Genomic DNA, 22,859 nt, shown 5'->3' on the forward strand with positions numbered 1-22,859 from the left:
GCCAGGCCCAGTCCGACCACGCGGCGAAGCCCGTCTGCCAGCGGTGGTAGACACCGGCGTGGCTGGTGCCGAAGACCTCGACGCGTCCGTCGGCGTTGGTGGACGCGGCGATCTCGGTGCCGCCGCCGCCGAAGGGCTCCCAGGCCGAGTACGGTGCGTTCCGCCCCGTCTGCCAGGAGTGGCTCGCCGTGGTCGCGTTGATCGCGAACACCTCGACGCGCCCGTCGGCCGTCCGCGCGGTGGTCAGCTCGGCGTCGGGGATCCCGCCGGTGCCCGTCCACTCCGACCAGGAGGAGGGGCCGGTCTGCCACTTGTGGAAGACGCCGTCGGAGTTGGAGGCGAACACTTCGAGCCGCCCGTCCTGGTTGTGGCTGACGGCGAGGTCGTGTCCGCCGCCGCCGAAGTCCTCCCACCCGGACCAGCCGCCGTTGACGGCCGTCTGGTAGAGGTGGCCGAAGGCCGAGTCCGACAGGGCGAAGACCTCCAGGCGTCCGTCGGGCGCGGTCTCCATGGCGAGCCGGGAGAGCGCCGGGCCGCCCCCGACGCCCTCCCAGGACGACCAGCTGCCGCCGGGCGCCGTCTGCCAGCGGTGGAACACGCCGCTGGTGTTGGACGCGAACACCTCGACGCGTCCGTCGGCGTTGGCGCCCGCCGCCAGCCGGTGTCCGCCGGTGCCGAAGTTGGCCCAGCCGGACCAGCCCGCGCTGGGCGCGGTCTGCCACATGTGGTCGAAGGTGGCGTCCGAGAGCGCGAACAGTTCGAGCCGGCCGTCCGCGTTGGCCGCGAGGGCCAGCTGCGCGTCGCGCGGGCCTCCCTTGAACTGCCAGGGCGACCAGCCGCCGTTCACCTCGGTCTGCCAGGAGTGGTACACGCCGTCGGCACCGGCGGCGAAGGCTTCGAGCCGTCCGTCGGCGGACCGCGCGGACACCACCCGGCCCGAGCCGTGGGGATGCGCCGTGCGCGTCGCGGCCTCGTCGACGATGTTGCGGTAGCGCAGCGCCCGGTAGTCGCCGTTCGGGTGGCCGTCGATCGTGGCGGCGTGGATGTTGCCGTGGAAGCGCCCCGGCGGCTCGACGCCGCTGGAGCCGCCGCCGAAGCTGTAGTAGGAGAAGCCGCCCTGGTCGTCCGTCCACGCGTGGAAGATGATCACGTGGTTGTAGAACGAGTTGAGGATGTCCCCGGCCCGCAGCTCGTTCCGTGCGATCTCGTACGAGAAGTTCGGCAGGCCCTGCGTGTTGGGGTTGGCGTCCAGGTGCCAGGCCATGGCCACGAACCCCGAGCAGTCGGTGCGGTAGTCGAAGTCGCCGCCCGGGCCCGGCCAGTGGGCCCGCTGGCTGTACGGGGGCCGCTGGTCGACCCAGATCTGCGCACGCTGGATCACCTCGTCGCGGGTGATCGGACCGCCGCGGTCGGAGGACACCGCGGCGGTGACGCGCGCCGCGGCGGGCGGCGCGACGGCGCCCAGCAGCAGCGCGCCGGCCAGCAGGGGAAGGAGGAACCCGCCCCACCATGAACGTAACGTCTTCACTCGGACCTCCCAGGTCGTCGGCGGCCGACCCTAGGAGGGGGCGATGAAATAAGGATGGAATCGCCGGGGTCATGGGCTTCGGAGACCGCCGCCATGGTCCCCGGCGGACGCCGCCACGGGCCCCGTCGGCTCGACGCCGCCACCGGCTTCCCCACGGGCGCCGCCGAGGACGGAGAGGTGCGCCGGAGCGCGCGACGTCAGGCGAACGGCATCGACACGTCCGCCCCCGCCGGCCGGCCGAGACCGGCCTCGTCCCCGCACAGGATCATCCGGCGGGTCCGCCGCAGCTGCATGCTCGGCGTGACCCCGAGGTCGTCGGCGAGGCGCCGGCAGGTGCGGTCGAACACGGCGAGTGCCTCGGCCTGCCGGCCGGTGCGGTACAGGGCGCGCATCAGCAGCGCCGCGACCGGCTCGTTCCACGGCTGCTCCGTGGACAGGGCGAACAACTCGCCCACGGCGTCCTCGCACTGCCCGAGCCGCAGCCGGCACTCCGCCCTCCACCGCGCGAGGGCGATCCTGCGCTCGCCGAGCCGCACCCGCTCCAGCTCGGCGAGCGGCCCGGGCAGCCCGTCCAGGGGCTCGCCCCGGAACAGCCCGAGCGCACGGGAGCAGAGGCGGACCGCCTCGGCCGGATCGTCCGCCCGGTCAGCCGCCCCGATGGCGGCCACCAGCTTCTCCATACGGCCGAGGTCCACGTCGACCCTCCCCGGAACGAGGCGGTAGCCGCGTCGCCCGTCGTGCTCGATGACGGTGTCCGTCCGGTCGTCGGCGCGCAGGGTCCCGCGCAGGCGGTAGACGTACACCGGCACCACGTTGGCGGCCGGCGGCTCCATGCCCCAGATGCCGTCGAGGAGTTCCCGCCGGCTCAGCGTCCTCCCCGCCGCCGTCGCGAGGGCGGCCAGCACGGCCTGCTGGCGCGGATGCCCGAGCTCCAGCGGCCGGCCGTCCCGCCACGCCCGCAGAGGCCCCAGCACGGAGATCCGTATCTCCGGCGGGTCGTCCGGGCGGCTGCGGGCCCGCGGCGCCGGGCGGTCCGAGGGCCGGGCGCGGGGGCCGTGCCCCGGGGAGACCAGGCCCGAGTCGAAGGCGTGGACGATCGCCGCGGCCCGGTCGCGCAGACCGAGCTTCACGAGGATCCGCGCGAAGTGCTCGGCCACCCTCTCCTCGGGGAGGGCGAGGGAAGCGGCGATCTCGTCGTCCCGCAGACCGCAGCCGACCCCGGTGAGCACCCGGCGCTCCAGCGGCCCGAGCGCGACGGCGGTCGGCCGGCCGGTGGCGGTCGTCGGCAACATGCTCCTCGGGCTCCGTACTGCTCGGTCGGGCGGGCTCCGCCGACACGGTAGGAGGAGGAACGGACGACACGGCATCCGGAACGCTCCGGAGTGACACGCCGGTGTGCCACCCTGGAGACATTTGCATGCGGACGCGCCGATACGGCGATTGCATTAAGCCGCGCCTGCAAGTAATACTCTTCTTCGTGAGGCGCCCGCACCCCACGGCGCGGCGCGCACGCGGAAGGCCGCACGGCCCTCCCGACCCCGACCCGCCCCCTCCCGCGAAGGCACCCCCTCCATGTCGCTCCAGCACCTCCTCCCCGGCCGCCTCGGCTTCGGCACCGCCCCGCTCGGCAACATGTTCCGCGCGATCCCCGACGAGGAGGCCCGCGCCACCGTCGAAGCCGCCTGGGACCACGGCATCCGCTTCTTCGACACCGCGCCCTTCTACGGCGCGGGCCTCGCCGAGGAACGGCTCGGCGAAGTCCTCGCCGGCAAGCCGCGCGACGAGTACGTCCTCTCGACGAAGGTCGGCCGGGTGATCCTCGACGAGCACGAGACCGACGTCCCCGACTTCGGCGAGAAGGGCGGCCTGTTCGCACACGGCAACCCGAACAAGATCCTCCACGAGTGGACCGCCGACGCCACCGAGCGCTCCATCGAGGGCAGCCTCAAGCGCCTGGGCACCGACCGCCTCGACATCGTCTGGGTCCACGACATCGCCCAGGACTTCCACGGCGACGCCTGGCTCGCCACCTTCGAGGAGGCCCGCACCGGCGCCTTCCGCGTCCTGTCCCGCCTGCGCGACGAGGGCGTCATCAAGGCCTGGGGCCTCGGCGTCAACAAGACCGAACCCATCGAGCTCACCCTCGCCCTCGACGAGCCCCGGCCCGACGGCTTCCTCCTCGCCGGCCGCTACACCCTCCTCGACCACGAGCACGCCCTGACCCGGCTGCTCCCCATGGCGCAGGAGCAGGGCGTCGACATGGTCGTCGGCGGCCCCTACAGCTCCGGCGTCCTCGCCGGCGGCACCCACTTCGAGTACCAGCAGGCGCCCGCCGGGATCATCGAGCGGGTCGGGAAGCTGACGGCGCTGGCCGAGCGGCACGGCGTCAGCGTCAAGGCCGCCGCCCTGCAGTTCTCCCTCGCCCACCCGGCAGCCGCCGCGGTCGTCCCCGGCGCCTCCCGCCCCGGCCGCATCGCCGAGGACACCGCGGCGCTCGCCGAGACGGTCCCGGCCGCGTTCTGGACCGAGCTGCGCACCGCCGGCCTCGTCAGCCCCGCCGCCCCGCTCCCCGACGGCGCCTGACCGCTCCCTCCGGAGACGCACCCCCCGCCGTCCGGACCGCCCGTCCGGCTCCCCGCCCGGGCGCCCGCTACGGGGTGAGCCAGCGGCGCAGCAGTCTGCTGACCGCCGGCATCGACACGTACGTCATGAACACGTTGAAGACGCAGGCGGTGACCAGGCTGCCCAGGAGGAGGGGGAGGCCGGCGAGGCGGGGCGTCAGGAAGAGGCCGCCGAGGACGGAGATCGGGTAGATCGCCAGGGTCGCGCTCACCGCCATCTTCCAGCGGGGCGGCGCGGGCCGGGTGGAACCCGGCTCGGCGAACCACGTCTCCATGCCGGTCAGCTTCCGCCGCGCGATCTCGGTGTGGTGGTGCCCCTCGCAGTCGGCGAACCAGGCCGCCCGCTCCGGCGACTCCTGCCACGTCCGGCAGGCCTCCGCGTCCCGGAACCGGTGCACCAGGAACCAGGGGGCGTCGCCGCCGGAGGAGCGGAAGAGCCCGTACCCGAGGTGCCCGGGGAAGGTCGCGGCGGTGTCGAGGATGCCCTGCGCCCACCGCTGGAACGAGGCCTCGTGGCCGGGCTCCACCCGGCGGGCTATCAGCAGGGTCACCTCGCCGGTGTCGGCGGGGACGGTGGCGTGTTCGAGACTGACCGCGGTCACGTCGACTCCTCGTGATCTCACCGCGCCCGCGCCCACTCTACCGACACGGCGGAACCGGGCGGCACGCGCCGGGAAGGGCGGCCTCCCGGAGCTCGACGAGCGCGGAGGTCCGCCGCGGCACCGCCCGGCCCCGTCCCACCGCCGGCGGGGGCGGCGCCCGGCCGCCGGGGCGCGCGATGTCCGCCCCTATCGGCGTCGGGGCGGACCGGTCTCCTCGTCGTCGTAGGCGTCCTCGTACTCGTACTCGTCCTCGCCGTCCTCGTCCTCGTCCTCGCCGTCCTCGTACTCGGCTTCCTCCTCGTCGGGTTCGGCTTCCTCGTCGGGGTACTCCTCCTGCTCTTCGCCCTCCTCGGGCTCTTCCTCGTCCTCGGGCTCCTCCTCGTCGGAGCGCTCCTCTTCGAGGGCTTCCTCGTGGGTCAGGACGACCTCGCCGTCCTCGATCTCCCCGCGCCAGCCCTCCGGCTCCTCGCCGGCCAGGGTGACGTAGCGGCCGAAGTTCTTCAGGTCCAGGCGCATGCGGCGGCCCTGGGCCCGCCACATGTTGCCGGTCTTCTCGAAGAGCCCGGAAGGGTAGTACTCGACGACCAGGAGGATGCGCGTCAGCGAGGGCGCGAGCTCGTGGAAGCTCACGCATCCGCGCGTGGACCCCTTGGCCCCCTCCGACGTCCACACGATCCGCTCGTCGGGTACCTGCTCCTGGACGGTGGCCTTCCAGCCGCGGGTGGACGGGCCGACCTTGACCTTCCAGTCGGTGGTCGTGTCGTCACCTCGGGAGACGCTCCGCACCCCCTTGGCGAAGCTGCTGAACTCCTCGTACTGCGTCCAGTGGTCGTAGGCCGTGCGCAGGGGCACTCCGACGTCGATGGACTCGATGATGTTGACGGCCTTGGCGCTGCCCTTGCGGTTCTTCTTCTTTCCGCCGAGCAGCCCGGAGCCCACGTCCTTGACCTTGTCCTTGAGCCCGCCGAACGCCTGGCCGGCCACGGCCTTGAGGGGGGAGTCGCCCTGGAGCAGGCGGCCCCCGAGGTCCCCGAGCCTGCCGCCGTTCTCGGCGACGTCCTGGAGGCCGTCGGTCAGATCGTCCAGCTTGTCGACGGCCTTGTCCGCGAGCCGGTCGGCCTGAGCCGCCAGGTAGGCGGAGGCCTCGTCCATCAACCGGTCGAAGCCGGAGCGGGTTTCGTCGGTCGAACGGTCGGTCGCCATGGTCCTCACCTCCGCCCGGTCGTCTTGCGGCCGGCCGCGCGTGCGGTCGTGGTCTTCTTCGCCGCTCGCTTGGACGCCGGGGCGCGGCCCGTACCCGCCGCGGCCGCCCGGCACGCCGCCCAGGCCGTCCGCCATCCCGTCCAGACCGGACCGCTCGCCCACGGCGACGGCGGCGAGGACGGCGGGACGGGCGAGAACGTCCTCAACGACGCCTATCTCGTCCCCGACGACATGACCGACGCCTTCCTCGCCGCCCTGGAGGAGGCCGGCCAGGACCTGCCCGGCATCCGCGTCGACGTCACCGGCCCCTGGGCGCCCTACTCCTTCGCCGCGCCACCGCCGGACGACCGCGGTACGCCCTCATGACCCCCGCCGAACGGAACGAACCCCTCCCGGGCCGGCAGGTCGCCCTCGTCGACCTCCTCGACCGGCTCCTCGCGGGGGGCGTCGTCATCACCGGGGACATCGTCCTGTCCATCGCCGACATCGACCTCGTCCGCATCTCCCTGCGCGCCCTGATCACCTCCGTCACCCCATCCGGCGCCGCCCCCCTCGTCCCCGCCGCCGCCCCCTTCGATCCCGGCGACGGCCCCTTCGTCCCCGGCGACGGCCCCTTCGATCCCGGCGACGACCTCTTCGACCCCGGGGACCGGCCATGAACGACGACGATCGATCCCCGCGAGCGCCTCGTCCCGGCCTCGACGGCCTCGGGGACCCCCTCGCCCACGCCTTCCGGCTGGTCCAGGCACCTCCGGAAGGCGCCGGAGCCGAAGCGCCCCCCGCCCACCGCCTGCGCACCGACCCGGAGACCGTCGGCGAGGACCTCCTCAAGCTCGTCCTCACCGTCGTCGAGCTTCTTCGCCAGCTCATCGAACGCCAGGCCCTGCGTCGCGTCGACGCGGGCGACCTCACGGACGCGCAGGAGGAGGAACTCGGTGCCACGCTCCTCGCCCTCCACGACCGCATGACCGAACTGTGCGCCGAGCACGGCTACCGGCTCGAGGACCTCAATCTCGACCTCGGCCCGCTCGGCCACCTGCTTCCTCCGGCGCACTGAGCCTTCCTCCGGCGCACTGAGCCTTCCGCCGGCGCGCCGAGCCGCTCCGCTCCGTGGGGTGAGCGCGAAGAACGCGCCGACGGACGCGGACACCCCCCGCCGGCCACCGCCCGGGAGAGCCCGTCCTCCCTGCGGGCCTTCGCCTCGCTCCCACGTGCTCGGGCCGGCTCCCTCCCGGGAACGGCCCGACGACCACCGTCCTGCCTCCCGCGCCGGACGGCCTTCGGCACCCTCGCGCGCACGGCCCGCCGCAGCGCCGGCCACGTGCACCAGCCCAGCAGGCGGAGCCCCCGCTTCGTCACGCGGACGGAACCCCGCCACACGAGGGCCTTGGGCGTCCACCGGACGAGCGCCCGGCCGACACCCCAGCGGTGCCCGCGCCGCCCCACGCCGAATTTCGCGGACATCTCCCACCGCCTTTCCGCGGGGACCGGGGCCCAGGGACCCCATGAAGAAGCCCTGGGGGTTTCCCGTTCCCACGGGCCCCTTCACCATCGCCGCGACGTCGAACATCGCCGTGGCACCGCGCAGGGCACGACGGAACGCGGCAGGACAGGACAGGCCCCGGAGCCTGAGGTATGCCTTTTACGTGTGCCCCCTCCGGCGAGACCCCGTTTCCCGGCCGCCACGGCGCGCCCGGCGGCGGTTCCTGCTCGCCGTCCCGTTCGCGCTGATCGCCGCGGTCACGATCGTGGACCTCCTGGTCCCGCCCGAGGTGCACCTGGGGCCGTTCCTGATCGCCGCGCCCGCCGTGACGGCCTCCTTCGCCGGGGCCCGGATGACGGCCTTCGTCGGCGCCGTCGCGGTCCTCGCGCAGGCGGTGGTGGCGGTCGCCCGCACCAGCGTCACGGACCTCAACCACACCTACCAGATCGTCGCCCTCGTCCTGATCTCCGTCATCGCCACCTTCTTCGCCCACCTCCGTGAACGCGACGAGGGCCGGATGGCGCGCCTCCGCTCGATCGCCCACGCCGCCCAGAGCGTCGTCCTGCCGCCCCTCCCCGAGCGGGCGGGACCCCTGCGGATCGCCTCGGTCTACCTCGCCGCGGAGGAGGAGGCGCAGATGGGCGGCGACCTGTACGCGGCCGCCCGTACGGCCTCCGGGACGCGACTGCTCATCGGTGACGCCCGGGGCAAGGGACTCGACGCCGTCAGCGAGGCCTCGCTCGTCCTCGGCGCCTTCCGGGTCACGGCCCGCCGGGAGCCGGGGCTGCCCGAACTGGTCGGGCGGCTGGAGGCGGGCGTCGGCTCGGCCGAGCGGAGCCACCGGACGGGCGACGCCGACGGCACCGACGAGGCCTTCGTCACCGCCCTCGTCCTCGACGTCCCCGACCGCGAGCCGCTCGTACGCCTCGTGAACTGCGGCCACCCGCCGCCGCTGCTCCTCAGCGGGGGCCGGGTGATCCCCCTCGCGTCGGCCGGGACGAGCCCCCCGCTCGGGCTCTCGGACGTCCTCGCGGCGGACGTGACCGTCGAGACCTTCCCCTTCGCGGTCGGTGACGTGCTGCTCCTCCACACGGACGGGGTGACGGAGGCCCGTGACCGCGGCCGCGCCTTCTACCCCCTCGGGGAACGGCTCGCGGCCTGGGCCGGCGACGGGGACGAGCCGTCGGCGCTCCTCGACCGGCTGCGGGCCGACCTCCAGGCGTACGCGGGCGGCCACCTCGGCGACGACGCGGCGCTCGTCGCCGTACAGAGGACCGCGCGGGACCCGGATCCGGGTCCTCCCCCCGCCCCGCGGCCGGCCGTCACTCCTCCGCGGCCAGTGCCTCCGCCGCCTCCGCCGTGAAGGTCTCGCAGGCGCGTTCCACGGCCTCGCCCCGGCGAGCAGGTCGGCCCGGTCGACGGCGAAGAAGTTCTCCAGGGTCCGCGTCAGGATCTCGGCGGCCCGCTCGGCGAGCCGGCGCGCGGCCGGTGCGGGGGCGACGAGCCGCAGCCGGAGGACACCGCCGCGGACCTCGACGGAGAGGCGGTGCGACGCGGCGCGCGCGGCGAGGGCCGCCTCCGTGTCCGGCGCCGTGTGGTGGCTCGTCCACCGGTCGTACTGGGCGCGCCGGTAGTCCTCCGCCGCGGCGACGAACCCGGCGCAGGCGTCGAGGAGGCGCTGGTGGCCGCGCTCCCGGCCGGCGCGGGCCGCCGACCTGAGTGCGGTCCTCTCCTGGTAGCGGTGGGCGACGACGGCGCCCGGCAAGGTTCCGATGACGGCGACGGCCGCCGCGATGATGCCCGACACGGCGACCGGTCGACCATCCGGCGGCCCGTCCCGACAGGGCGCGAACAGGCCACCGCCCGTCAGCCGTCCCGGGGTGCCGTGCCGAGGAACCGGATGTGGGGGCGGCCGTCCGGGCCGGGGTGGGTGACGGCGGCGCGGACGCCGTAGACGTCCGCGACGAGCCGCTCGGTGAGGACCTCGCGCACCGGCCCGGCCGCCGCCACGCGTCCCTCGCGCAGCACCACCAGGTGGTCGCAGTGCATCGCGGCGAGGTTGAGGTCGTGCAGGGCCACCACGCAGGTCAGCGGCAGGGCCGAGACCAGGGCGAGGAGGTCCAGCTGGTGCTGGATGTCGAGGTGGTTCGTCGGCTCGTCGAGCAGCAGTTCGCGCGGTTCCTGCGCGAGGGCGCGGGCGATCTGGACGCGCTGCCGCTCGCCGCCGGAGAGGGTCCGCCAGGTGCGGTGGGCCCGGTCGGCGAGGCCGGTGCGGGCCAGGGCGGACCGTACGGCCTCCTCGTCGGCGGCGGTCGCGGGCGACCAGGCCCGTCGGTGCGGGACGCGGCCGAGGCGTACGGCGTCGGCCACGGTGAGGTCCACCTGGGTGTCGGCGTGCTGCTCGACGACCGCGACGCGCCGGGCGAGCGCGCGGCGCGGCACGGTGGGGAGCGGCGCGCCGTCCAGGGTCACCACCCCGGCGTCCGGCGCGAGGACGCCCGCCAGGACGCGCAGCAGGGTGGACTTCCCCGAGCCGTTCGGCCCCAGCAGCCCGGTGAGCGTGCCCGGGCGGGGCGCCAGCGTCACGCCGTCCAGGACGAGCGCGCCCCCGGCGGTCCGGGAGATCCCCTCGGCGCGGAGCCCCGTACCGGCGTCGGACGGGGACGGCGTGTCGGTCATCGGGCGCTCCTGGTGCGGTACAGGACGAGGACGAACGCGGGGACGCCGATCAGCGACGTCACCACGCCGACCGGCACCTCCTGCGGGTCGAGGACCGTACGGGCGAGGGTGTCGGCCCAGACGAGGAAGACCGCCCCGGCGAGCGCGGTCAGCGGCAGCAGCCGGGCGTGCCCCGGGCCGGTGAGGGCGCGGACCGCGTGCGGCAGGACCAGGCCGACGAAGCCGATCGCGCCCGCCGAGGACACCAGGACGGCGGTCAGCAGGGCGGTCACGGAGAGGAGGACGAGCCGGGTCCGCGCCACGGGGACGCCGAGCGTCGCCGCCGCGTCCTCGCCGAACGCGAAGGCGTCGAGCGTACGGGCGTGTCCGCCGCACACGAGGAGCGCGCCGGCCAGCACCGCCGCGCACACCCCCGCATCGGTCCAGTCCGCCCCGCTGAGCGAGCCCAGCAGCCAGAAGAGGACGCCCCGGGTGGTCTCGGCGTCGGCGGCGGTCATCACGACGAAGGAGGTCAGGGCGGAGAAGAGCTGCATGGCCGCGACCCCCGCGAGGACGACGCGGTCCGTCGACCCGCCCAGGGTGTGGCTCAGCAGCAGGACCAGGGCGAAGGAGCAGACCGCGCCCAGGAAGGCGCCGCCGGTGACGGACACCAGGCCGCCGCCGGCGCCGAGGACGACGACCGCGACCGCGCCGGTCGATGCGCCGGAGGAGACGCCGAGGACGAAGGGGTCGGCGAGCGGATTGCGCAGCAGGGACTGCATCACCGCGCCGCAGACGGCGAGCCCGGCCCCGCACACGGCGGCGAGGAGGGTGCGCGGCAGCCGCAGGTCCCAGACGATGCCCTCGCGGATCGCGCTCAGGCCGGACGGCTCCCCGCCGAGGCGCGCGGCGACGACGGACCAGGCGTCGGCGACCCGGACGTCGGCCGGGCCGAGGGTGACGGCGAGCGCGACGGAGACGCAGAGGAGGGCGACCCCGGCGGCCCCGGCGAGCGGCGTGAGCGCGCGGGAGGACCGCACGGAGGCGGACACGGACGCGGACGTGGAGGCGGGGGTCACGTGGCGAGCCCGTGCGTGCGCAGGGCGGCGGCCAGCTGCTCGATGCCTTCCACGGTGCGGATGGTGGGGTTCATGGCCTGGCCGCTGAGGATCACGTACCGCTTCTTCCGGACGGCCGTCATGTTCCGGGTGACCGGGTGCGACTCCAGGAACTCGATCTTCTTCGCGGCACTCTCGGCCGACTGGGCCTTGCGGGTCAGGTCGGCGATCACCAGCACGTCGGGGTCGCGGTCCACGACCGTCTCCCAGTTGATCTGCGGCCACTCCTCCTTCGTGTCGTCGAAGACGTTCTTGACGCCGAGCGTCCCGCTCATGATCCCGGGCGCGCCGCAGCAGCCGGCCATGTACGGACCCTGGGAGTCGGAGAACCAGTACAGGACGGACGCCCCGCCGAAGTCGGCGCCGGCCTTGGCCTTCTCGACCCGGGCGCGGAGCTCCCCGACGAGCTTCTCGCCGCGCTCCGGAACGCCGAAGATCCGCGCCAGGTCGCGGACCTCGCCGTACACGGCGTCCATCGTGAGGGGCTCGGTCCGCACGCCGTCGCCGTCGCCGCCGTTGTCCTTGCCGACGCAGTCGGCGGGGGAGAGGTACGTGGGGACGCCGAGCTCCGTGAACCGCTCGCGGGGCGCCACGCCGCCCTTGCCCAGGGTGTGGAGGAAGGAGGCGCTGACGAAGTCGGGTTCGGCGTCGAGCACCTTCTCGAACGACGGGTAGCGCTCGGCGAGCCGGGGCACGGACGCGTTCGCCTCCTCCAGGCCCTTGAGGACCGGATCCGTCCAGGTGGCGGTGCCCGCCATCCGGTCGGCGAGGCCGAGGGAGAGCAGGATCTCGGCCGAGCCCTGGTCGAGGGCGACGGCCCGGCGGGGCGCGGCGGCGACCTCGACGCGCTGTCCGCAGTTGTCGAGGCGGACGGGGTGTCCGGCGGTGTCCGCCCCCTTCGCTCCGGACGGGCCGGGCGCCGCCGTCCCGCCCGCGCCGCAGCCGGCCACGAGCACGGCGCCGGCCACGAGCAGCACGGTGGAACGGAAAGCACGGGCGGAGCGTGCGAAAGGCGCGGGGAAGGGCACGGGAAGGGTCCTCTGCGTCACGGCTCATGCGCGGAGCCTGATGTACGGTGCTCCCCGGACGCCGTACGGCCGCCGCCCGGGCCGCCAGCAGGTCTTCGGACTCGGGGTCGTCCGGACGGAACGCCTTCCCAGGCCCCCTCGGGGCCCAGTGGCCGATGTCCCGCCCGTCACCCTCACCGCTGCGCGTCAGTTCCGGATTCCCACCGGATTCCCCGACCCGTGCGCGTACCGCGTGGATACGTGCAGAGGTGCGACTGGCCCCGGCAAACTACCACAACCGGATCTTGCTCCCCCGCGGGGCTACGCGCCCCCGGCGGTGCCCGCGGCGGCCGTGGCCCCGGCGGCGGGCGCGTCGAGCTCGGCGGGCAGGTCGCGGACGCCGAGGCGCAGGTGCTCGACGTGGTGCAGCGCCTGGTCGAGGAGTTCGGCGACGTGGTTGTCGTGGAGGGCGTAGACGATCGAGCGGCCGTGGCGCTCGCCGGTCACCAGGCCGAGGTTGCGCAGCAGGCGGAGCTGGTGGGAGCAGGCGGAGGGCTCCATGCCGACGGCCGTCGCCAACTCGCCGACCGAGGAGGGCCCTTCGTGCAGGCGCGCCAGGATGTACAGCCGCGAGGGCGTGGCGAGGGCCTGGAGCGTCGCGGCGACGTCGGTGGCGCCGACCGCGTCGAGGCGTTCGCGGGTGGTGCTGGTGGCAATCGGTCCGTGGCCCATGTGACCATGATACGGGCGACATCTGAAGACCTATTCATGTGTTCCTGTATGGTGGGCGCACCGTCCCGCCGGCCCCGTGAAGGGTTGCTTCGTCATGTCCTCTGTCGTGCAGAGCCCGGGGCCGCAGACCCCCGTCGCCCCGTCGCCGCGCCCGGACCGCGTACCGCCCCGCGGACGCACCCGCGTCCTGGCGCTCCCCGAGGCCCGCTGGGCGCTCGCGGCTCTGCTGCTCTTCCTGGCCGCGCTCCCGCCGTACCTGCTGGACGCGCCGGCCTGGCTGTGGGGCCCGCTGTTCGCGGCGACCTACGTCACCGGCGGCTGGGAGCCGGGCTGGGAGGGCCTGAAGGCGCTCAGGCAACGGATCCTGGACGTGGACCTCCTGATGGTGGTGGCCGCGCTCGGCGCCGCCGCCATCGGCCAGGTCCTCGACGGCGCGCTGCTCATCGTCATCTTCGCGACCTCCGGCGCGCTGGAGGCCGTCGCCACCGCCCGGACCGCCGACTCCGTACGCGGCCTGCTCGACCTGGCGCCGGAGACGGCGACGCGGCTCGCGGCCGACGGCACGGAGGAGGTCGTCCCGGCCGGCTCCCTCGCCGTCGGCGACGTCGTCCTCGTCCGGCCCGGCGAGCGGATCGGCGCCGACGGCCGCGTGCTCGACGGCGCGAGCGACGTCGACCAGGCCACCATCACCGGGGAACCGCTGCCCGCGGCCAAGCAGCCCGGCGACGAGGTCTTCGCCGGCACCCTGAACGGCTCCGGCGCCCTGCGCGTGCGGGTCGAGCGCGACCCCTCGGAGTCGGTGATCGCCCGGATCGTGGCGATGGTCGAGGAGGCCGCCGAGACCAAGGCGCCGACCCAGCTCTTCATCGAGAAGGTCGAACAGCGCTACAGCCTCGCCATGGTCGCCGTCACCCTGCTGGTCTTCACGATCCCGCTGCTCCTCGGCTCCGACCTCCGGTCCACCCTGCTCCGGGCGATGACCTTCATGATCGTCGCCTCCCCGTGCGCCGTCGTCCTCGCCACCATGCCCCCGCTCCTCTCCGCCATGGCCAACGCGGGCCGCCACGGCGTCCTGGTGAAGTCCGCCGTGGTCATGGAACGCCTCGGCCAGATCGACGCGGTGGCCCTGGACAAGACCGGCACCCTCACCGAGGGCACCCCCCGCGTCACCGACGTCCACCCCCTGGCCGACGCCGGCCTCGACGCCGACGGGGTCCTCGGGGCCGCCGCGGCGGCCGAGCACCCCAGCGAGCACCCCCTCGCCCGCGCCGTCGTCGAAGCGGCCCGCGCGCGGGGACTGGAGCCGGCGCCGGCCGAGGACTTCGCCTCCACGCCCGGCACGGGCGTCAGCGCCACCGTGGACGGCCGCGCCGTCGCCGTCGGCAGCCCCGCCCGCCTCCTCGACGACCCCGCGCACCCGGCCGCCGTCCTCGCCGACGGACTGGAGGCGGAGGGACGCACCGCCGTCGTGGTCACCGTCGACGGGCGCCCGGTCGGCGTCCTCGGGATCGCCGACCGGCTCCGCCCCGGGGCCGCCGACGCGACCCGCGCCCTCGCCGCACTGACCGGCGGCGCGCCGATCCTGGTCACCGGCGACAACCCGCGCGCCGCCGCCCGCCTCGCCGCCGAGGTCGGCATCACCGACGTGCGGGCCGGGCTGCTGCCCCAGGACAAGGTCGCCGCCGTCCACGAGCTCCGCGACGCCGGCGCCAAGGTCCTGGTCGTCGGGGACGGCGTCAACGACGCCCCCGCCCTCGCCGCCGCCCACATCGGCATCGCCATGGGCCGGGCGGGCTCGGACCTCGCCCTGGAGACCGCCGACGCCGTCGTCGTACGTGACGAACTCGCGACCGTCCCCACCGTGGTGAACCTGTCCCGCAGGGCCCGCGCGCTCGTGATCCAGAACCTCGTCATCGCGGGAACGTTCATCGCCGTGCTGGCGGTCTGGGACCTCGTCGGTACGCTGCCCCTGCCCCTCGGCGTCGCCGGCCACGAAGGCTCCACCGTCCTCGTCGGCCTCAACGGCCTGCGCCTGCTCGCCGACGGCGCCTGGCGCCGTTCCCGCCCCACCACCCACCAGGAGACGTGATGAGCCGCCGCACCGACAAGCGGAAGACAGCCGCCGCGGGCGCGTCCGCCACCTGCACGGTCACCGTGTGCCGCGGCTGCTGCTGCGGCACGCCCAAGATCCCCGGCGTCGACCACGCCGCCCAGCTCGCCGCCCTGCGCCGCGCCGTGCCGGACGGCGCCAGGGTCCGGGTCACCGGCTGCCTGGACTCCTGCGAGCAGGCCAACGTGGTCGTCGTCCAGCCCTCCGCCGCCGGCCGGGCGGCGGGCGGCCGCCCGGTCTGGCTCGGCCTCGTCAACGACCCGGACGCCGCCCGGGACATCGCCGACTGGATAGAGGCCGGCGGCCCCGGCCTCGCCGACCCCCCGGGCGTCCTCGACCTCTACGCCTTCAGCCCCTCCCGCCGCGTCCGCGCCGAACTCCCCGACGCGTAGGACGCGCCCCGCCCCTCAGAGCGGCACGACGGTCGTCTCCGTGGCCTTCACGCTCGTCCACACGGACATCCCCTCGGCGAGGCCGAGTTCGGCCGCGGCCCCCGGGGTGATCTCGGCGACGAGGTCCGGCGCCTCGGCCGAGGTCACGAGGACCCGGAGGCGGCTGCCGCTGCCGGTGATCTCGCGTACGGTGCCGGGCCAGACGTTGCGGGGGCTGCCCACGGGCTTCTCGCGGTGCACGGACACCGCCTCGGGGGCGACGACCGCGAGCGCCGGCGTGCCGGGCGGCGGCGGTTCGGCCGCGACCAGGACGCCGCCGCCGTCGAGGACGATCCCCTCCGCGCCGGCCGTGCCCGGCCAGGCGTTGCGGCCGAGCATCCGCGCCACCCACGGGGAGCGGGGATGGCGGGTGACCTCGGCGGGGTCGGCGTCCTGCAGGGCCCGGCCCCCGTCCAGGACGAGGACCCGGTCGGCGAGCGACACCGCCTCCACCGGGTCGTGGGTGACGATGAGGCAGACGCCGCCGAACCCGGAGAGATGGGTCCGCAGCGTGTGCCGGACGTGCGCGCGGGTCGTCTGGTCGAGCGCGGCGAGCGGCTCGTCGAGGACGAGCAGCCGGGGCCGGGCGGCGAGCGCCCGGGCCAGCGCCACGCGCTGCGCCTGCCCGCCGGAGAGCTGCCCGGGGCGCCGGTGGGCGAGGTGCCCGACGCCGAGCCGGTCGAGCCACGCCTGCGCCTCGCGGCGCGCCTCGGCGCGCGGGACGCCCTGGGCGCGGAGCCCGTACGCGGTGTTGGCGAGGGCCGACAGGTGCGGGAAGAGCGCTCCGTCCTGGGGGACCCAGGCGACCCGGCGCCGGTGCGGCGGCAGGGCGGTGACGTCCTCGCCGCCGAGCGTGAGGTCGGCGTGGGCGCGGGGCGTGAGGCCGAGCAGGGCGCGCAGCAGCGTGGTCTTCCCGGCGCCGTTGGGACCGACGACGGCGATGGTGGTGCCGGGCTCCGCGTCGAGGGTGAGCCGGTTGAAGCCGGTGACCTCGGCGTGCAGGGACCAGCGTCCGCCGGTGGGGGCCGGCACGGCGGACCGCGCCGGCGGCTCGGCGGCGGCCGGGTCCGTACCGTCCGGGACGGGCGCCGCGGCGGCACCGGCGCGCTCACGCGGAGTCCCCGTCCAGCGTCCGCGCAGGGCGATGAGCACGCCCATCGCGATGGCGAGGAGCAGCAGCGAGACCGAGGTGGCCGCCTCGGGCTCCTCCTGGAGGAGCAGGTAGACCTGGAGCGGCAGGGTCTGCGTGGTCCCCGGCAGGTTCCCCGCGAAGGTGATCGTCGCCCCGAACTCGCCCAGCGCCCGCGCCCAGGTGAGCGCCGCCCCGGCGAGGACGCCCGGCGCCACCATCGGCAGCGTGACGGTGAGGAAGACCCGGACCGGCGAGGCCCCCAGGGAGGCCGCCGTCTCCTCGTACCGCGGCCGCAGTCCGCCGAGCGCGCCCTCCAGGCTGATGACGAGGAACGGCATGGCGACGAAGGTGGCGGCGAGGACCGCGCCCGAGGTGTGGAAGGGGAACGTGACCCCGAAGGCGTCCTCCAGCCGGGGCCCGAGGAGCCCGCGCCGCCCGAAGGCGAGCAGCAGCGCCACGCCGCCGACGGTCGGCGGCAGCACCATGGGCAGCAGGACGAGGGAGCGGACGAACGCCTTGCCGGGGAACGGTACCCGGGCGAGCAGCCAGGCCAGCGGCACGCCGAGGAGCAGTGAGAGCCCGAGCGCCCAGAAGGACACGACGAGCGACAGCTTCAGCGCCTCGACGGTGCCGGGGGAGCCCAGGTGGTCGGCGAGCTCCCCCCATTCGGTCCTGACGAGGATGCCGAGCAGGGGGAGCGCCAGGAAGGCGACGCCGAGGAGCGCGGGCAGCGCCAGGGCGAGGGGCGGACGGGCCCCGGGGGTCGTGCGTGTGCCTGCGCGTCTCATGGCTGTCCCCGCGATTCCCTGTGACTTCTCTCCGGCTTCCCTGTGGCTCCCCCTCGGCTTCCCTAGGGCTTCTGGAAGCCGGCGTCCCGGAGGATCTTCTGGCCCTCGGCCGAGGTCAGCCAGGCGACGAAGGCCGCGGCGGCCTCGGCGTTCTCCGAGTCCTTCAGCGTGGCGGCCGGGTACGTCGCGACGGCGTTGCGGTCGTCGGGGATCTCGACGGCGTCGACCTTGTCCGCGGCGCCCGCGGCGTCCGTCCGGTAGACGAGCCCGGCGTCGGCCTCGCCGAGCTCGACCTTGCTGAGCACGGCGCGGACGTTGGGCTCCTGGGAGACCGGCTTCACCGCGATGCCCTGCTTCTCCAGGATCTGCCTGCTGTACTTGCCCGCCGGGACCTCGGGCGCGGCGAGGACGACCTTCAGCTTCGCGTCGGCGAGGTCCTTCAGGTCGTCGACCTCGTGCGGGTTGCCCTCGCCGGTGGCGATGACGAGCCGGTTCGTCGCGATGACCACGGGCGTGCCGGTGTCGGCCCTCACCTTGTCCATGCTCTTGGTGTCGGCGGTGACCAGGACGTCCGCGGGCGAACCCTGCGAGACCTGGGCGACGAGCTCCTGCGAGCCGGCGAAGGAGAAGGACAGCCTCGTCCCCGGGTGCGCCTTCTCGTACGCCGCTCCCGCCGTCTTGAACACGTCCGTCAGCGAGGCGGCGGCGAGCACGGTCAGCTTCGCGTCCCCGGCGGGCGCGTTGCCGTCGTCGCCGCCGGAGCAGGCGGCGAGCGGGACGAGCAGGGCGGCGGTGAGCGCGGCGGCGGTGGCGCGGCGTCCGCCGAGGGGGAGAGCGAGGGTCATGGGGTGGGAACTCCTTGACGGGGAACGGAAGGCGCGGATGCGGCCGCCCGTGCCGTCGGCCCGGGACGGGCGCGGCGGCTCGGTGTTGCGTGAGGGGTGTCAGGTGCGGTCGATGTGCACGCTGGTCGACTTCACGCGGGCGGTGGCCTGCATGCCGACTTCCAGTCCCAGCTCCTCCACGGCCTCCCGGGTGAGGAGGGAGACCAGGCGGTGCGGACCGGCCTGGATGGTGACCTGGGCCGCGACGTCGCCGAGCTTGATCGCCGTGACGATCCCGGGGAACGCGTTGCGGGCGGAGGTGTACGGCGCGTCGTCGTCCTCCGACTGCGCGAGCTCCACGGAGAACGCGGCCAGCGACCTGCCGTCGATGACGCGTCGGCCGCTCTCGTCCCGGTGGGTGGCGACCCGGCCCGCGTCGGCCCAGCGCCGGGCGGTGTCGGGGCTGACGCCGAGGAGCCGCGCGGCCTGCCCGATGGTGTAGGACTGCATGTGCGACACCGTAGGGCTCGATCTCTCTCATCTGCAACAAATTCGTTGGACTGTCCATGGCGTATGCGACCCCTGTAGGAGGAAAGAACGAGACCCGCCGATCCGACAGAAATATCTGTCGAAACGTTCGAGTGACAGTTAATGTTGTCGCATGAGCGATGCGACAGGGTCGGGCGTCCCGACCCCCGACAAGACCGACGACGACTTCTGGGCCGCCTTCGCGGACCTGGTCGAGCCCCCGTGGAACGAGCCCACCCAGGACGACGCCTTCACCATGGACGAGCGGGTCCACGAGGCGGTCCGGGCCCTGGCCGGGCGGATCTCGACCCGCCTGCTGGCCTACCGGGCCGCGGGCAAGAAGCACGACCCGGTCCTCATGGCCTCCCCCGACGTGCAACTGGCCGTCCTGCGGTCCCTGTACGAGGCCAAGCGGTCCGTCGACCGGCTCGCGGAGTCCGCCGCCACCGTGGCGGGCCGCAGCGGGGCCACCTACGCCCAGCTCGGAGCCGCCTGGGGCGGGATCAAGCGCCAGTCCGCCCGCGTCAAGTGGCCCCACGCCGTGGTCAGGAAGTCCTCCGCCGAGTCCATCCCGCTCCACTACGCGGGCGGCACCGCCGTCGTCCACCACGACCCCGACGCCGACGCCTGGTGGTACGCCGCCACCGCCGCGGACCAGGCGGAGGAGGAGTCCCGGCCGGTCCACGGCACCTACGCGGAGGCGATCGCCGGGGCGACCGAGTTCCTGCTCGCGCACGTCCTCGCCGACGGGGAGCGGCAGGACCCGTCGGCCTGAGCCGCGAACGGGGACCGTATCGGTGCTGGTGCTGGTGCTGGTGCTGGTGCTGGTGCCGGTGCCGGCGTCGCGTCACGCGGCGGGTGCGGCGGTCAGAGGTAGCCGTCGTCCGGCTCCCGGTCCGCGCGGCGGCCCCTCTGGGACGGCGGCGCGGGATAGCGGGACAGCGCGGTGTCGATCCTCGCGAGGGCGGTGGCCGTGCCCATCAGGACGACGGCGGTGGCGGCGAGCCCGACGCCGACGTGCAGCCCGCTCGCGTTCAGGATCACGCCGATGCCCAGGCTCGCGGGGACCCCGAGGCCGGCCACCACGACCCGGAGCACCTCCAGCCGTTTCCGGGCGCCTAGCCGGCCGGCCATAGCGGTACCCCTTCGCCGTGAAGTGTCCGTGCTCCGTGCGGGGGGTGGTTCCCGCCCCGCCGGTGCGGAACACGTGCCTCCACCCCCCCGTCGCTCCCCGTGCGTCCCGGCTCCGGCGGGCGGATCCTGGAAGGAGCGGGGGAAACAGCGCCCCGGGCGCCGCAGGGCGGGCCCGGCGGTGCCGAACGGCGCGCGAGGAGGCGGACCATGGCGCGGAACCTGGAATGGAGGGTCGGCCTGGAGCTGAACGAGGAGGCCGGCCGCACCGAGGCCGAGGCGCGGCTCGACACGGGGACGGCGACCTTCACGGGGCACGGATCGGCCCGCTGCAACCCGACGGACACCGACGTGCCCGCGATCGGCGACGAGCTCGCCGCGAGCCGGGCCATGAAGGACCTGGCGGGCAAGCTGATGCGGGAGGCGAACCGTGAGATGGAGGCGATCGGGGCCGGGACCGTACCGTCGCGCACGGGTCCCGGATACGGCTGGCCGGAGGCGGTCTCCTGAGGAGCTTGGCGCCCTGAGGAGCCCGCCGCCGGGCGGGCCACGGCCCGGCGGGAGCGGTGCGGCTCGTGCGCCGGGCCGTGGCCCGTCCCGTACGCCTTCCGTATCCGTATCCGTATCCGTGCCTCGATGTCCGTCCACCGGCCCGGTGGACGGACGCCGAGGCACGGACCCAGGGCGTCGGACCGGCCCGTCTAGGCGTCGGGCGTCTCGACCACGAGGTGGTCGACGACCTCGACGACCCCGTCGACGGACTCGCACAGCCGCACGAGCATCGGCCCGAGGTCCTTCCGCCCCAGGGTGCCGCTGAGCGTGACCCGGCCCTCGTCGACGTCGATGTGGACGGCGGCGGGGGAGAGGCCGAGGATGCGCATCACGACGTCCTCGCGGATCTCCTCCTGGATCGACCGGTCGCGACGCAGGAAGAGCTGGAGCAGGTCGCTGCGGCTGAGCACGCCGATGAGCCGCCCGTCCGCGTCCACGACCGGCAGCCGCTTGACGCGGTGCCGCTCCATGAGCCGGGCCGCCTCGACGGCCGTCCAGGAGGGACGGGCGGTGTGCACGGGGCTCGACATCATCGCCTCCGCGGTGCTGGGGCCGCCCTTGGCGGTGTGCCGACGCAGCAGGTCCGCCTCGGAGACCACGCCCACGGGCCGGTTCTCGTCGTCGACGACGGGGACGGCCGTGATGCCGTACTCGTCGAGGAGCCGCGCGATCTCCTTGAACGGCGTCCCGCGCTGGACCGCGACCGCCGTAGGGGTCATCAGGTCCGCGACACTGCGGTTCCTCATCGTCCGTTCCGTCCCTTCTGCGGGTGATGGTTCCATGATCCCGCACGGGCGGCGGGCGGCGTGAGGGCGGGGTGGCGGAAGGGCGGGGGAACAGGGGTGCGGAAGACGTCTTGTGGGGGGCGCGGGTCCGTGGTTACCTGCCAGTTACCTCCGGTAAGTAGCAGTATCCACAAGGGAGTTCCGTACGGAACCCGTACGTCGGCCCTCGTGCGGCAGCCCTCGCGCGGAGGTACACGCCCGGAACTCCCGCACGGAACTCCCCACCGAAGTCCCCACGGAAGAAGGCCCTCCATGCCCTCGATGCGTACGGCCCGGACCCCCGGGCCCACCAGGACTCCCCGGCCCCGTCGGCTCGTGCTCGCCGCGGCGGCTTCCCTCGCCGCCTCCCTCACCCTCCTCGCCCCCGCCGTCGCGGCCCCCGCCGCCACGCCCGACGCCCCCGCGCACGCCTCCGGCGCGCCCCTGCGCGAGGTCATGTTCGTCGGCAACAACTGGGACGGCACCGCCGATGTCATCGCCTCCCGCGGCGACTTCCACCGGATCGGCCGGGTGAACGTCGTCCCCGACAAGGAGGAGCGCCTCCGGGAGATCTACCTCAACCCCGTCAAGCTCGCCTTCTTCCTCGGCGTCCGCAGCGGCCCGGGCGAGGGACACGACCAGTTCGTCGACGACATGTACGCCACCCCCGACGGCGGCGCGATGGTCGTCTCCCGTCCCAGCTTCGCGGACGTCGTCTCCATCGGCCTCCGCACCGGCCGGATCAACTGGCGCTTCCCCGTGGCCGGTTACCGATCCGACCACATGGCGGTCTCGCCGGACGGCACCCGCGTCGCCGTCTCCGCCTCCACGGCGAACACCGTGCACGTCCTCGACATCTCCACCGGCCGTGAGCTCGGCAGCTTCAAGACCGGCGACAAGCCCCACGAGAACGTCTTCACCGCCGACGGCCGGCTCTGGAACATGTCGATCGGCGAGGTGACCACCGCCCTCGACGCGCCCTGGCTCGACTGGACCAAGGGCGACCGGAAGATCACCGTGGTGGACGCGACGACCTTCGAGACGGTCCGCGTGATCGACATGCGCTCCCGCCTCGACGCCTTCGGCCGCGACGACCTCTCCGACGCCGTCCGCCCCCTCGTCTTCACCCCGGACGAGAAGAAGCTCTACTTCCAGGTCTCCTTCCTCAACGGCTTCCTGGAGTACGACGTCGACAGCGACCGCGTCACCCGACTCAAGGCCCTGCCGGGCAACCCCGCCACCGACCCCGACCGCACCACCTGGGTCAACGACTCGCGCCACCACGGCCTGTCGATCAGCCCGGACGGCAGCAAGCTCTGCGTCGCCGGCACCATGGACGACTACGCGACCGTCGTCGACCGCGCCACCCTCGCCCAGGGCCCGCTCGTCCCCGCCGACAAGCCCTACTGGGCCACCGTGAGCGGCGACGGCAAGGCCTGCGTGGTCTCCGAGAGCGGCGCCGACCGCGTGAGCGCCATCGACTTCGCCACCGGCGAGCGCGTCGCGAGCGTCCCCGTCGGCGACCACCCCCAGCGCGTCCGCCTCGCCCGCGTGCCCGCCGACTGGACGGGCACGGCAGCGGACTGACGCGCCGTCCGGAACGAACCGGAGGGGCCGGCCGGATCGCCGTCGATCCGGCCGGCCCCT

23 protein-coding genes, 1 pseudogene and 1 riboswitch are annotated in these 22,859 nt (G+C 74.6%); of the genes and pseudogenes, 10 read left to right on the forward strand and 14 right to left on the reverse strand.

Annotation, left to right across the window (positions count from 1 at the left end; translation table 11 throughout):
* Positions 1-1,528: PLL family lectin (locus IE245_RS08890; RefSeq protein ID WP_229851156.1), on the reverse strand; the 1,528-nt coding region annotated here is incomplete at its 3' end.
* 197 nt (positions 1,529-1,725) lie between these two features.
* A complete protein-coding gene (locus IE245_RS08895; protein WP_189946384.1) occupies positions 1,726-2,817 on the reverse strand; it encodes an AfsR/SARP family transcriptional regulator in 1,092 nt (363 codons plus the stop codon).
* Positions 2,818-3,100: 283 nt separating this feature from the next.
* Here IE245_RS08895 and IE245_RS08900 point away from each other — a divergent pair, with 283 nt between their 5' ends.
* The gene (locus IE245_RS08900) at positions 3,101-4,111 is read left to right on the forward strand and encodes an aldo/keto reductase (RefSeq protein ID WP_189946224.1); all 1,011 of its coding nucleotides are present in this window, start codon (positions 3,101-3,103) and stop codon (positions 4,109-4,111) included.
* A gap of 67 nt (positions 4,112-4,178) precedes the next feature.
* Here the strand turns inward: IE245_RS08900 and IE245_RS08905 are convergent, their stop codons facing one another.
* Both IE245_RS08905 and IE245_RS08910 read right to left on the reverse strand, forming a co-directional pair.
* On the reverse strand, positions 4,179-4,751 hold the full coding sequence (locus IE245_RS08905) for an antibiotic biosynthesis monooxygenase (protein WP_189946225.1): 573 nt from the start codon (positions 4,749-4,751) through the stop codon (positions 4,179-4,181).
* A 186-nt stretch (positions 4,752-4,937) separates the two neighbouring features.
* Positions 4,938-5,954: an SRPBCC family protein gene (locus IE245_RS08910; protein WP_189946226.1), complete on the reverse strand. Its 1,017-nt coding sequence runs from the start codon at positions 5,952-5,954 to the stop codon at positions 4,938-4,940.
* A 69-nt stretch (positions 5,955-6,023) separates the two neighbouring features.
* Here IE245_RS08910 and IE245_RS08915 point away from each other — a divergent pair, with 69 nt between their 5' ends.
* From IE245_RS08915 to IE245_RS08930, 4 genes are all read left to right on the forward strand, one after another.
* Entirely contained in the window at positions 6,024-6,320 is a 297-nt protein-coding gene (locus IE245_RS08915; RefSeq protein ID WP_229851157.1) for a GvpL/GvpF family gas vesicle protein, read from the forward strand.
* Positions 6,317-6,613 carry a gas vesicle protein gene (locus tag IE245_RS36810; RefSeq protein ID WP_229851158.1) on the forward strand — a complete coding sequence of 99 codons (297 nt, stop codon included), beginning with the start codon at positions 6,317-6,319 and terminating at the stop codon, positions 6,611-6,613. The genes IE245_RS08915 and IE245_RS36810 overlap by 4 nt, the downstream gene beginning before the upstream one ends.
* Positions 6,610-7,011: a gas vesicle protein K gene (locus IE245_RS08925; protein ID WP_189946227.1), complete on the forward strand. Its 402-nt coding sequence runs from the start codon at positions 6,610-6,612 to the stop codon at positions 7,009-7,011. Before IE245_RS36810 ends, IE245_RS08925 begins: the two co-directional genes overlap by 4 nt.
* A gap of 589 nt (positions 7,012-7,600) precedes the next feature.
* On the forward strand, positions 7,601-8,800 hold the full coding sequence (locus IE245_RS08930) for a PP2C family protein-serine/threonine phosphatase (RefSeq protein WP_189946228.1): 1,200 nt from the start codon (positions 7,601-7,603) through the stop codon (positions 8,798-8,800).
* 45 nt (positions 8,801-8,845) lie between these two features.
* Here IE245_RS08930 and kilB read toward each other — a convergent pair.
* The 5 genes and pseudogenes from kilB to IE245_RS08950 form a co-directional block, all read right to left on the reverse strand.
* Positions 8,846-9,244 (reverse strand): annotated as a pseudogene (gene kilB, locus IE245_RS38270) (plasmid transfer protein KilB); the annotation flags it as partial.
* A gap of 59 nt (positions 9,245-9,303) precedes the next feature.
* Positions 9,304-10,116, reverse strand: a complete 813-nt coding sequence (locus tag IE245_RS08935) for an ABC transporter ATP-binding protein (RefSeq protein ID WP_189946229.1) — start codon at positions 10,114-10,116, stop codon at positions 9,304-9,306.
* Positions 10,113-11,147: a FecCD family ABC transporter permease gene (locus IE245_RS08940; RefSeq protein WP_229851159.1), complete on the reverse strand. Its 1,035-nt coding sequence runs from the start codon at positions 11,145-11,147 to the stop codon at positions 10,113-10,115. The genes IE245_RS08935 and IE245_RS08940 overlap by 4 nt, the downstream gene beginning before the upstream one ends.
* Positions 11,148-11,170: 23 nt before the next feature.
* Positions 11,171-12,190 (reverse strand): ABC transporter substrate-binding protein, encoded by a 1,020-nt coding sequence (locus IE245_RS08945; RefSeq protein ID WP_373305295.1) that lies wholly within the window; start codon positions 12,188-12,190, stop codon positions 11,171-11,173.
* Positions 12,191-12,331: 141 nt separating this feature from the next.
* Positions 12,332-12,454, reverse strand: a riboswitch (cobalamin riboswitch).
* 87 nt (positions 12,455-12,541) lie between these two features.
* Positions 12,542-12,952: an ArsR/SmtB family transcription factor gene (locus tag IE245_RS08950; protein ID WP_189946232.1), complete on the reverse strand. Its 411-nt coding sequence runs from the start codon at positions 12,950-12,952 to the stop codon at positions 12,542-12,544.
* Between the two features lie 94 nt (positions 12,953-13,046).
* On the opposite strand from IE245_RS08950, the gene IE245_RS08955 reads away from it, so the two are divergent.
* Together IE245_RS08955 and IE245_RS08960 are read left to right on the forward strand one after the other, a co-directional pair.
* Positions 13,047-15,041, forward strand: a complete 1,995-nt coding sequence (locus IE245_RS08955) for a heavy metal translocating P-type ATPase (RefSeq protein ID WP_189946233.1) — start codon at positions 13,047-13,049, stop codon at positions 15,039-15,041.
* Complete coding sequence (locus IE245_RS08960; protein WP_189946234.1) at positions 15,041-15,454, forward strand: (2Fe-2S) ferredoxin domain-containing protein; 414 nt, start codon at positions 15,041-15,043, stop codon at positions 15,452-15,454. Before IE245_RS08955 ends, IE245_RS08960 begins: the two co-directional genes overlap by 1 nt.
* Before the next feature lie 15 nt (positions 15,455-15,469).
* Here IE245_RS08960 and IE245_RS08965 read toward each other — a convergent pair whose 3' ends face one another.
* From IE245_RS08965 to IE245_RS08975, 3 genes are all read right to left on the reverse strand, one after another.
* On the reverse strand, positions 15,470-17,413 hold the full coding sequence (locus IE245_RS08965) for an ABC transporter permease (protein WP_189946235.1): 1,944 nt from the start codon (positions 17,411-17,413) through the stop codon (positions 15,470-15,472).
* A 62-nt stretch (positions 17,414-17,475) separates the two neighbouring features.
* A complete protein-coding gene (gene modA / locus IE245_RS08970; RefSeq protein ID WP_189946236.1) occupies positions 17,476-18,258 on the reverse strand; it encodes a molybdate ABC transporter substrate-binding protein in 783 nt (260 codons plus the stop codon).
* Between the two features lie 99 nt (positions 18,259-18,357).
* Positions 18,358-18,747, reverse strand: a complete 390-nt coding sequence (locus tag IE245_RS08975) for a TOBE domain-containing protein (RefSeq protein WP_189946237.1) — start codon at positions 18,745-18,747, stop codon at positions 18,358-18,360.
* Positions 18,748-18,898: 151 nt separating this feature from the next.
* Here IE245_RS08975 and IE245_RS08980 point away from each other — a divergent pair, with 151 nt between their 5' ends.
* Positions 18,899-19,540, forward strand: coding sequence for a hypothetical protein (locus IE245_RS08980; protein WP_189946238.1), 642 nt, complete (start codon positions 18,899-18,901; stop codon positions 19,538-19,540).
* 92 nt (positions 19,541-19,632) lie between these two features.
* Here the strand turns inward: IE245_RS08980 and IE245_RS08985 are convergent, their stop codons facing one another.
* Positions 19,633-19,899 (reverse strand): hypothetical protein, encoded by a 267-nt coding sequence (locus IE245_RS08985; protein ID WP_189946239.1) that lies wholly within the window; start codon positions 19,897-19,899, stop codon positions 19,633-19,635.
* 207 nt (positions 19,900-20,106) lie between these two features.
* Between IE245_RS08985 and IE245_RS08990 the strand changes: the two genes are divergently transcribed.
* Positions 20,107-20,406: a DUF1876 domain-containing protein gene (locus IE245_RS08990; RefSeq protein ID WP_189946240.1), complete on the forward strand. Its 300-nt coding sequence runs from the start codon at positions 20,107-20,109 to the stop codon at positions 20,404-20,406.
* Positions 20,407-20,597: 191 nt separating this feature from the next.
* Here IE245_RS08990 and IE245_RS08995 read toward each other — a convergent pair whose 3' ends face one another.
* Positions 20,598-21,194 carry a CBS domain-containing protein gene (locus tag IE245_RS08995; RefSeq protein ID WP_189946241.1) on the reverse strand — a complete coding sequence of 199 codons (597 nt, stop codon included), beginning with the start codon at positions 21,192-21,194 and terminating at the stop codon, positions 20,598-20,600.
* A 291-nt stretch (positions 21,195-21,485) separates the two neighbouring features.
* Here IE245_RS08995 and IE245_RS09000 point away from each other — a divergent pair, with 291 nt between their 5' ends.
* A complete protein-coding gene (locus IE245_RS09000; RefSeq protein ID WP_189946242.1) occupies positions 21,486-22,799 on the forward strand; it encodes a YncE family protein in 1,314 nt (437 codons plus the stop codon).
* Positions 22,800-22,859 lie beyond the last annotated feature (60 nt).

The organism is Streptomyces roseolus, assembly GCF_014649855.1.
In the GTDB taxonomy this organism is placed as follows: domain Bacteria; phylum Actinomycetota; class Actinomycetes; order Streptomycetales; family Streptomycetaceae; genus Streptomyces; species Streptomyces roseolus.

Coding starts and splice junctions, on each gene's coding strand:
- IE245_RS08900 (WP_189946224.1), top strand. CDS start 3,101: ATGTCGCTCCAGCACCTCCTCCCCGGCCGCCTCGGCTTCGGCACCGCC.
- IE245_RS08910 (WP_189946226.1), bottom strand. CDS start 5,954: ATGGCGACCGACCGTTCGACCGACGAAACCCGCTCCGGCTTCGACCGG.
- IE245_RS36810 (WP_229851158.1), top strand. CDS start 6,317: ATGACCCCCGCCGAACGGAACGAACCCCTCCCGGGCCGGCAGGTCGCC.
- IE245_RS08925 (WP_189946227.1), top strand. CDS start 6,610: ATGAACGACGACGATCGATCCCCGCGAGCGCCTCGTCCCGGCCTCGAC.
- IE245_RS08935 (WP_189946229.1), bottom strand. CDS start 10,116: ATGACCGACACGCCGTCCCCGTCCGACGCCGGTACGGGGCTCCGCGCC.
- IE245_RS08950 (WP_189946232.1), bottom strand. CDS start 12,952: ATGGGCCACGGACCGATTGCCACCAGCACCACCCGCGAACGCCTCGAC.
- IE245_RS08955 (WP_189946233.1), top strand. CDS start 13,047: ATGTCCTCTGTCGTGCAGAGCCCGGGGCCGCAGACCCCCGTCGCCCCG.
- IE245_RS08960 (WP_189946234.1), top strand. CDS start 15,041: ATGAGCCGCCGCACCGACAAGCGGAAGACAGCCGCCGCGGGCGCGTCC.
- IE245_RS08965 (WP_189946235.1), bottom strand. CDS start 17,413: ATGAGACGCGCAGGCACACGCACGACCCCCGGGGCCCGTCCGCCCCTC.
- modA (WP_189946236.1), bottom strand. CDS start 18,258: ATGACCCTCGCTCTCCCCCTCGGCGGACGCCGCGCCACCGCCGCCGCG.
- IE245_RS08975 (WP_189946237.1), bottom strand. CDS start 18,747: ATGCAGTCCTACACCATCGGGCAGGCCGCGCGGCTCCTCGGCGTCAGC.
- IE245_RS08980 (WP_189946238.1), top strand. CDS start 18,899: ATGAGCGATGCGACAGGGTCGGGCGTCCCGACCCCCGACAAGACCGAC.
- IE245_RS08985 (WP_189946239.1), bottom strand. CDS start 19,899: ATGGCCGGCCGGCTAGGCGCCCGGAAACGGCTGGAGGTGCTCCGGGTC.
- IE245_RS08990 (WP_189946240.1), top strand. CDS start 20,107: ATGGCGCGGAACCTGGAATGGAGGGTCGGCCTGGAGCTGAACGAGGAG.
- IE245_RS08995 (WP_189946241.1), bottom strand. CDS start 21,194: ATGAGGAACCGCAGTGTCGCGGACCTGATGACCCCTACGGCGGTCGCG.
- IE245_RS09000 (WP_189946242.1), top strand. CDS start 21,486: ATGCCCTCGATGCGTACGGCCCGGACCCCCGGGCCCACCAGGACTCCC.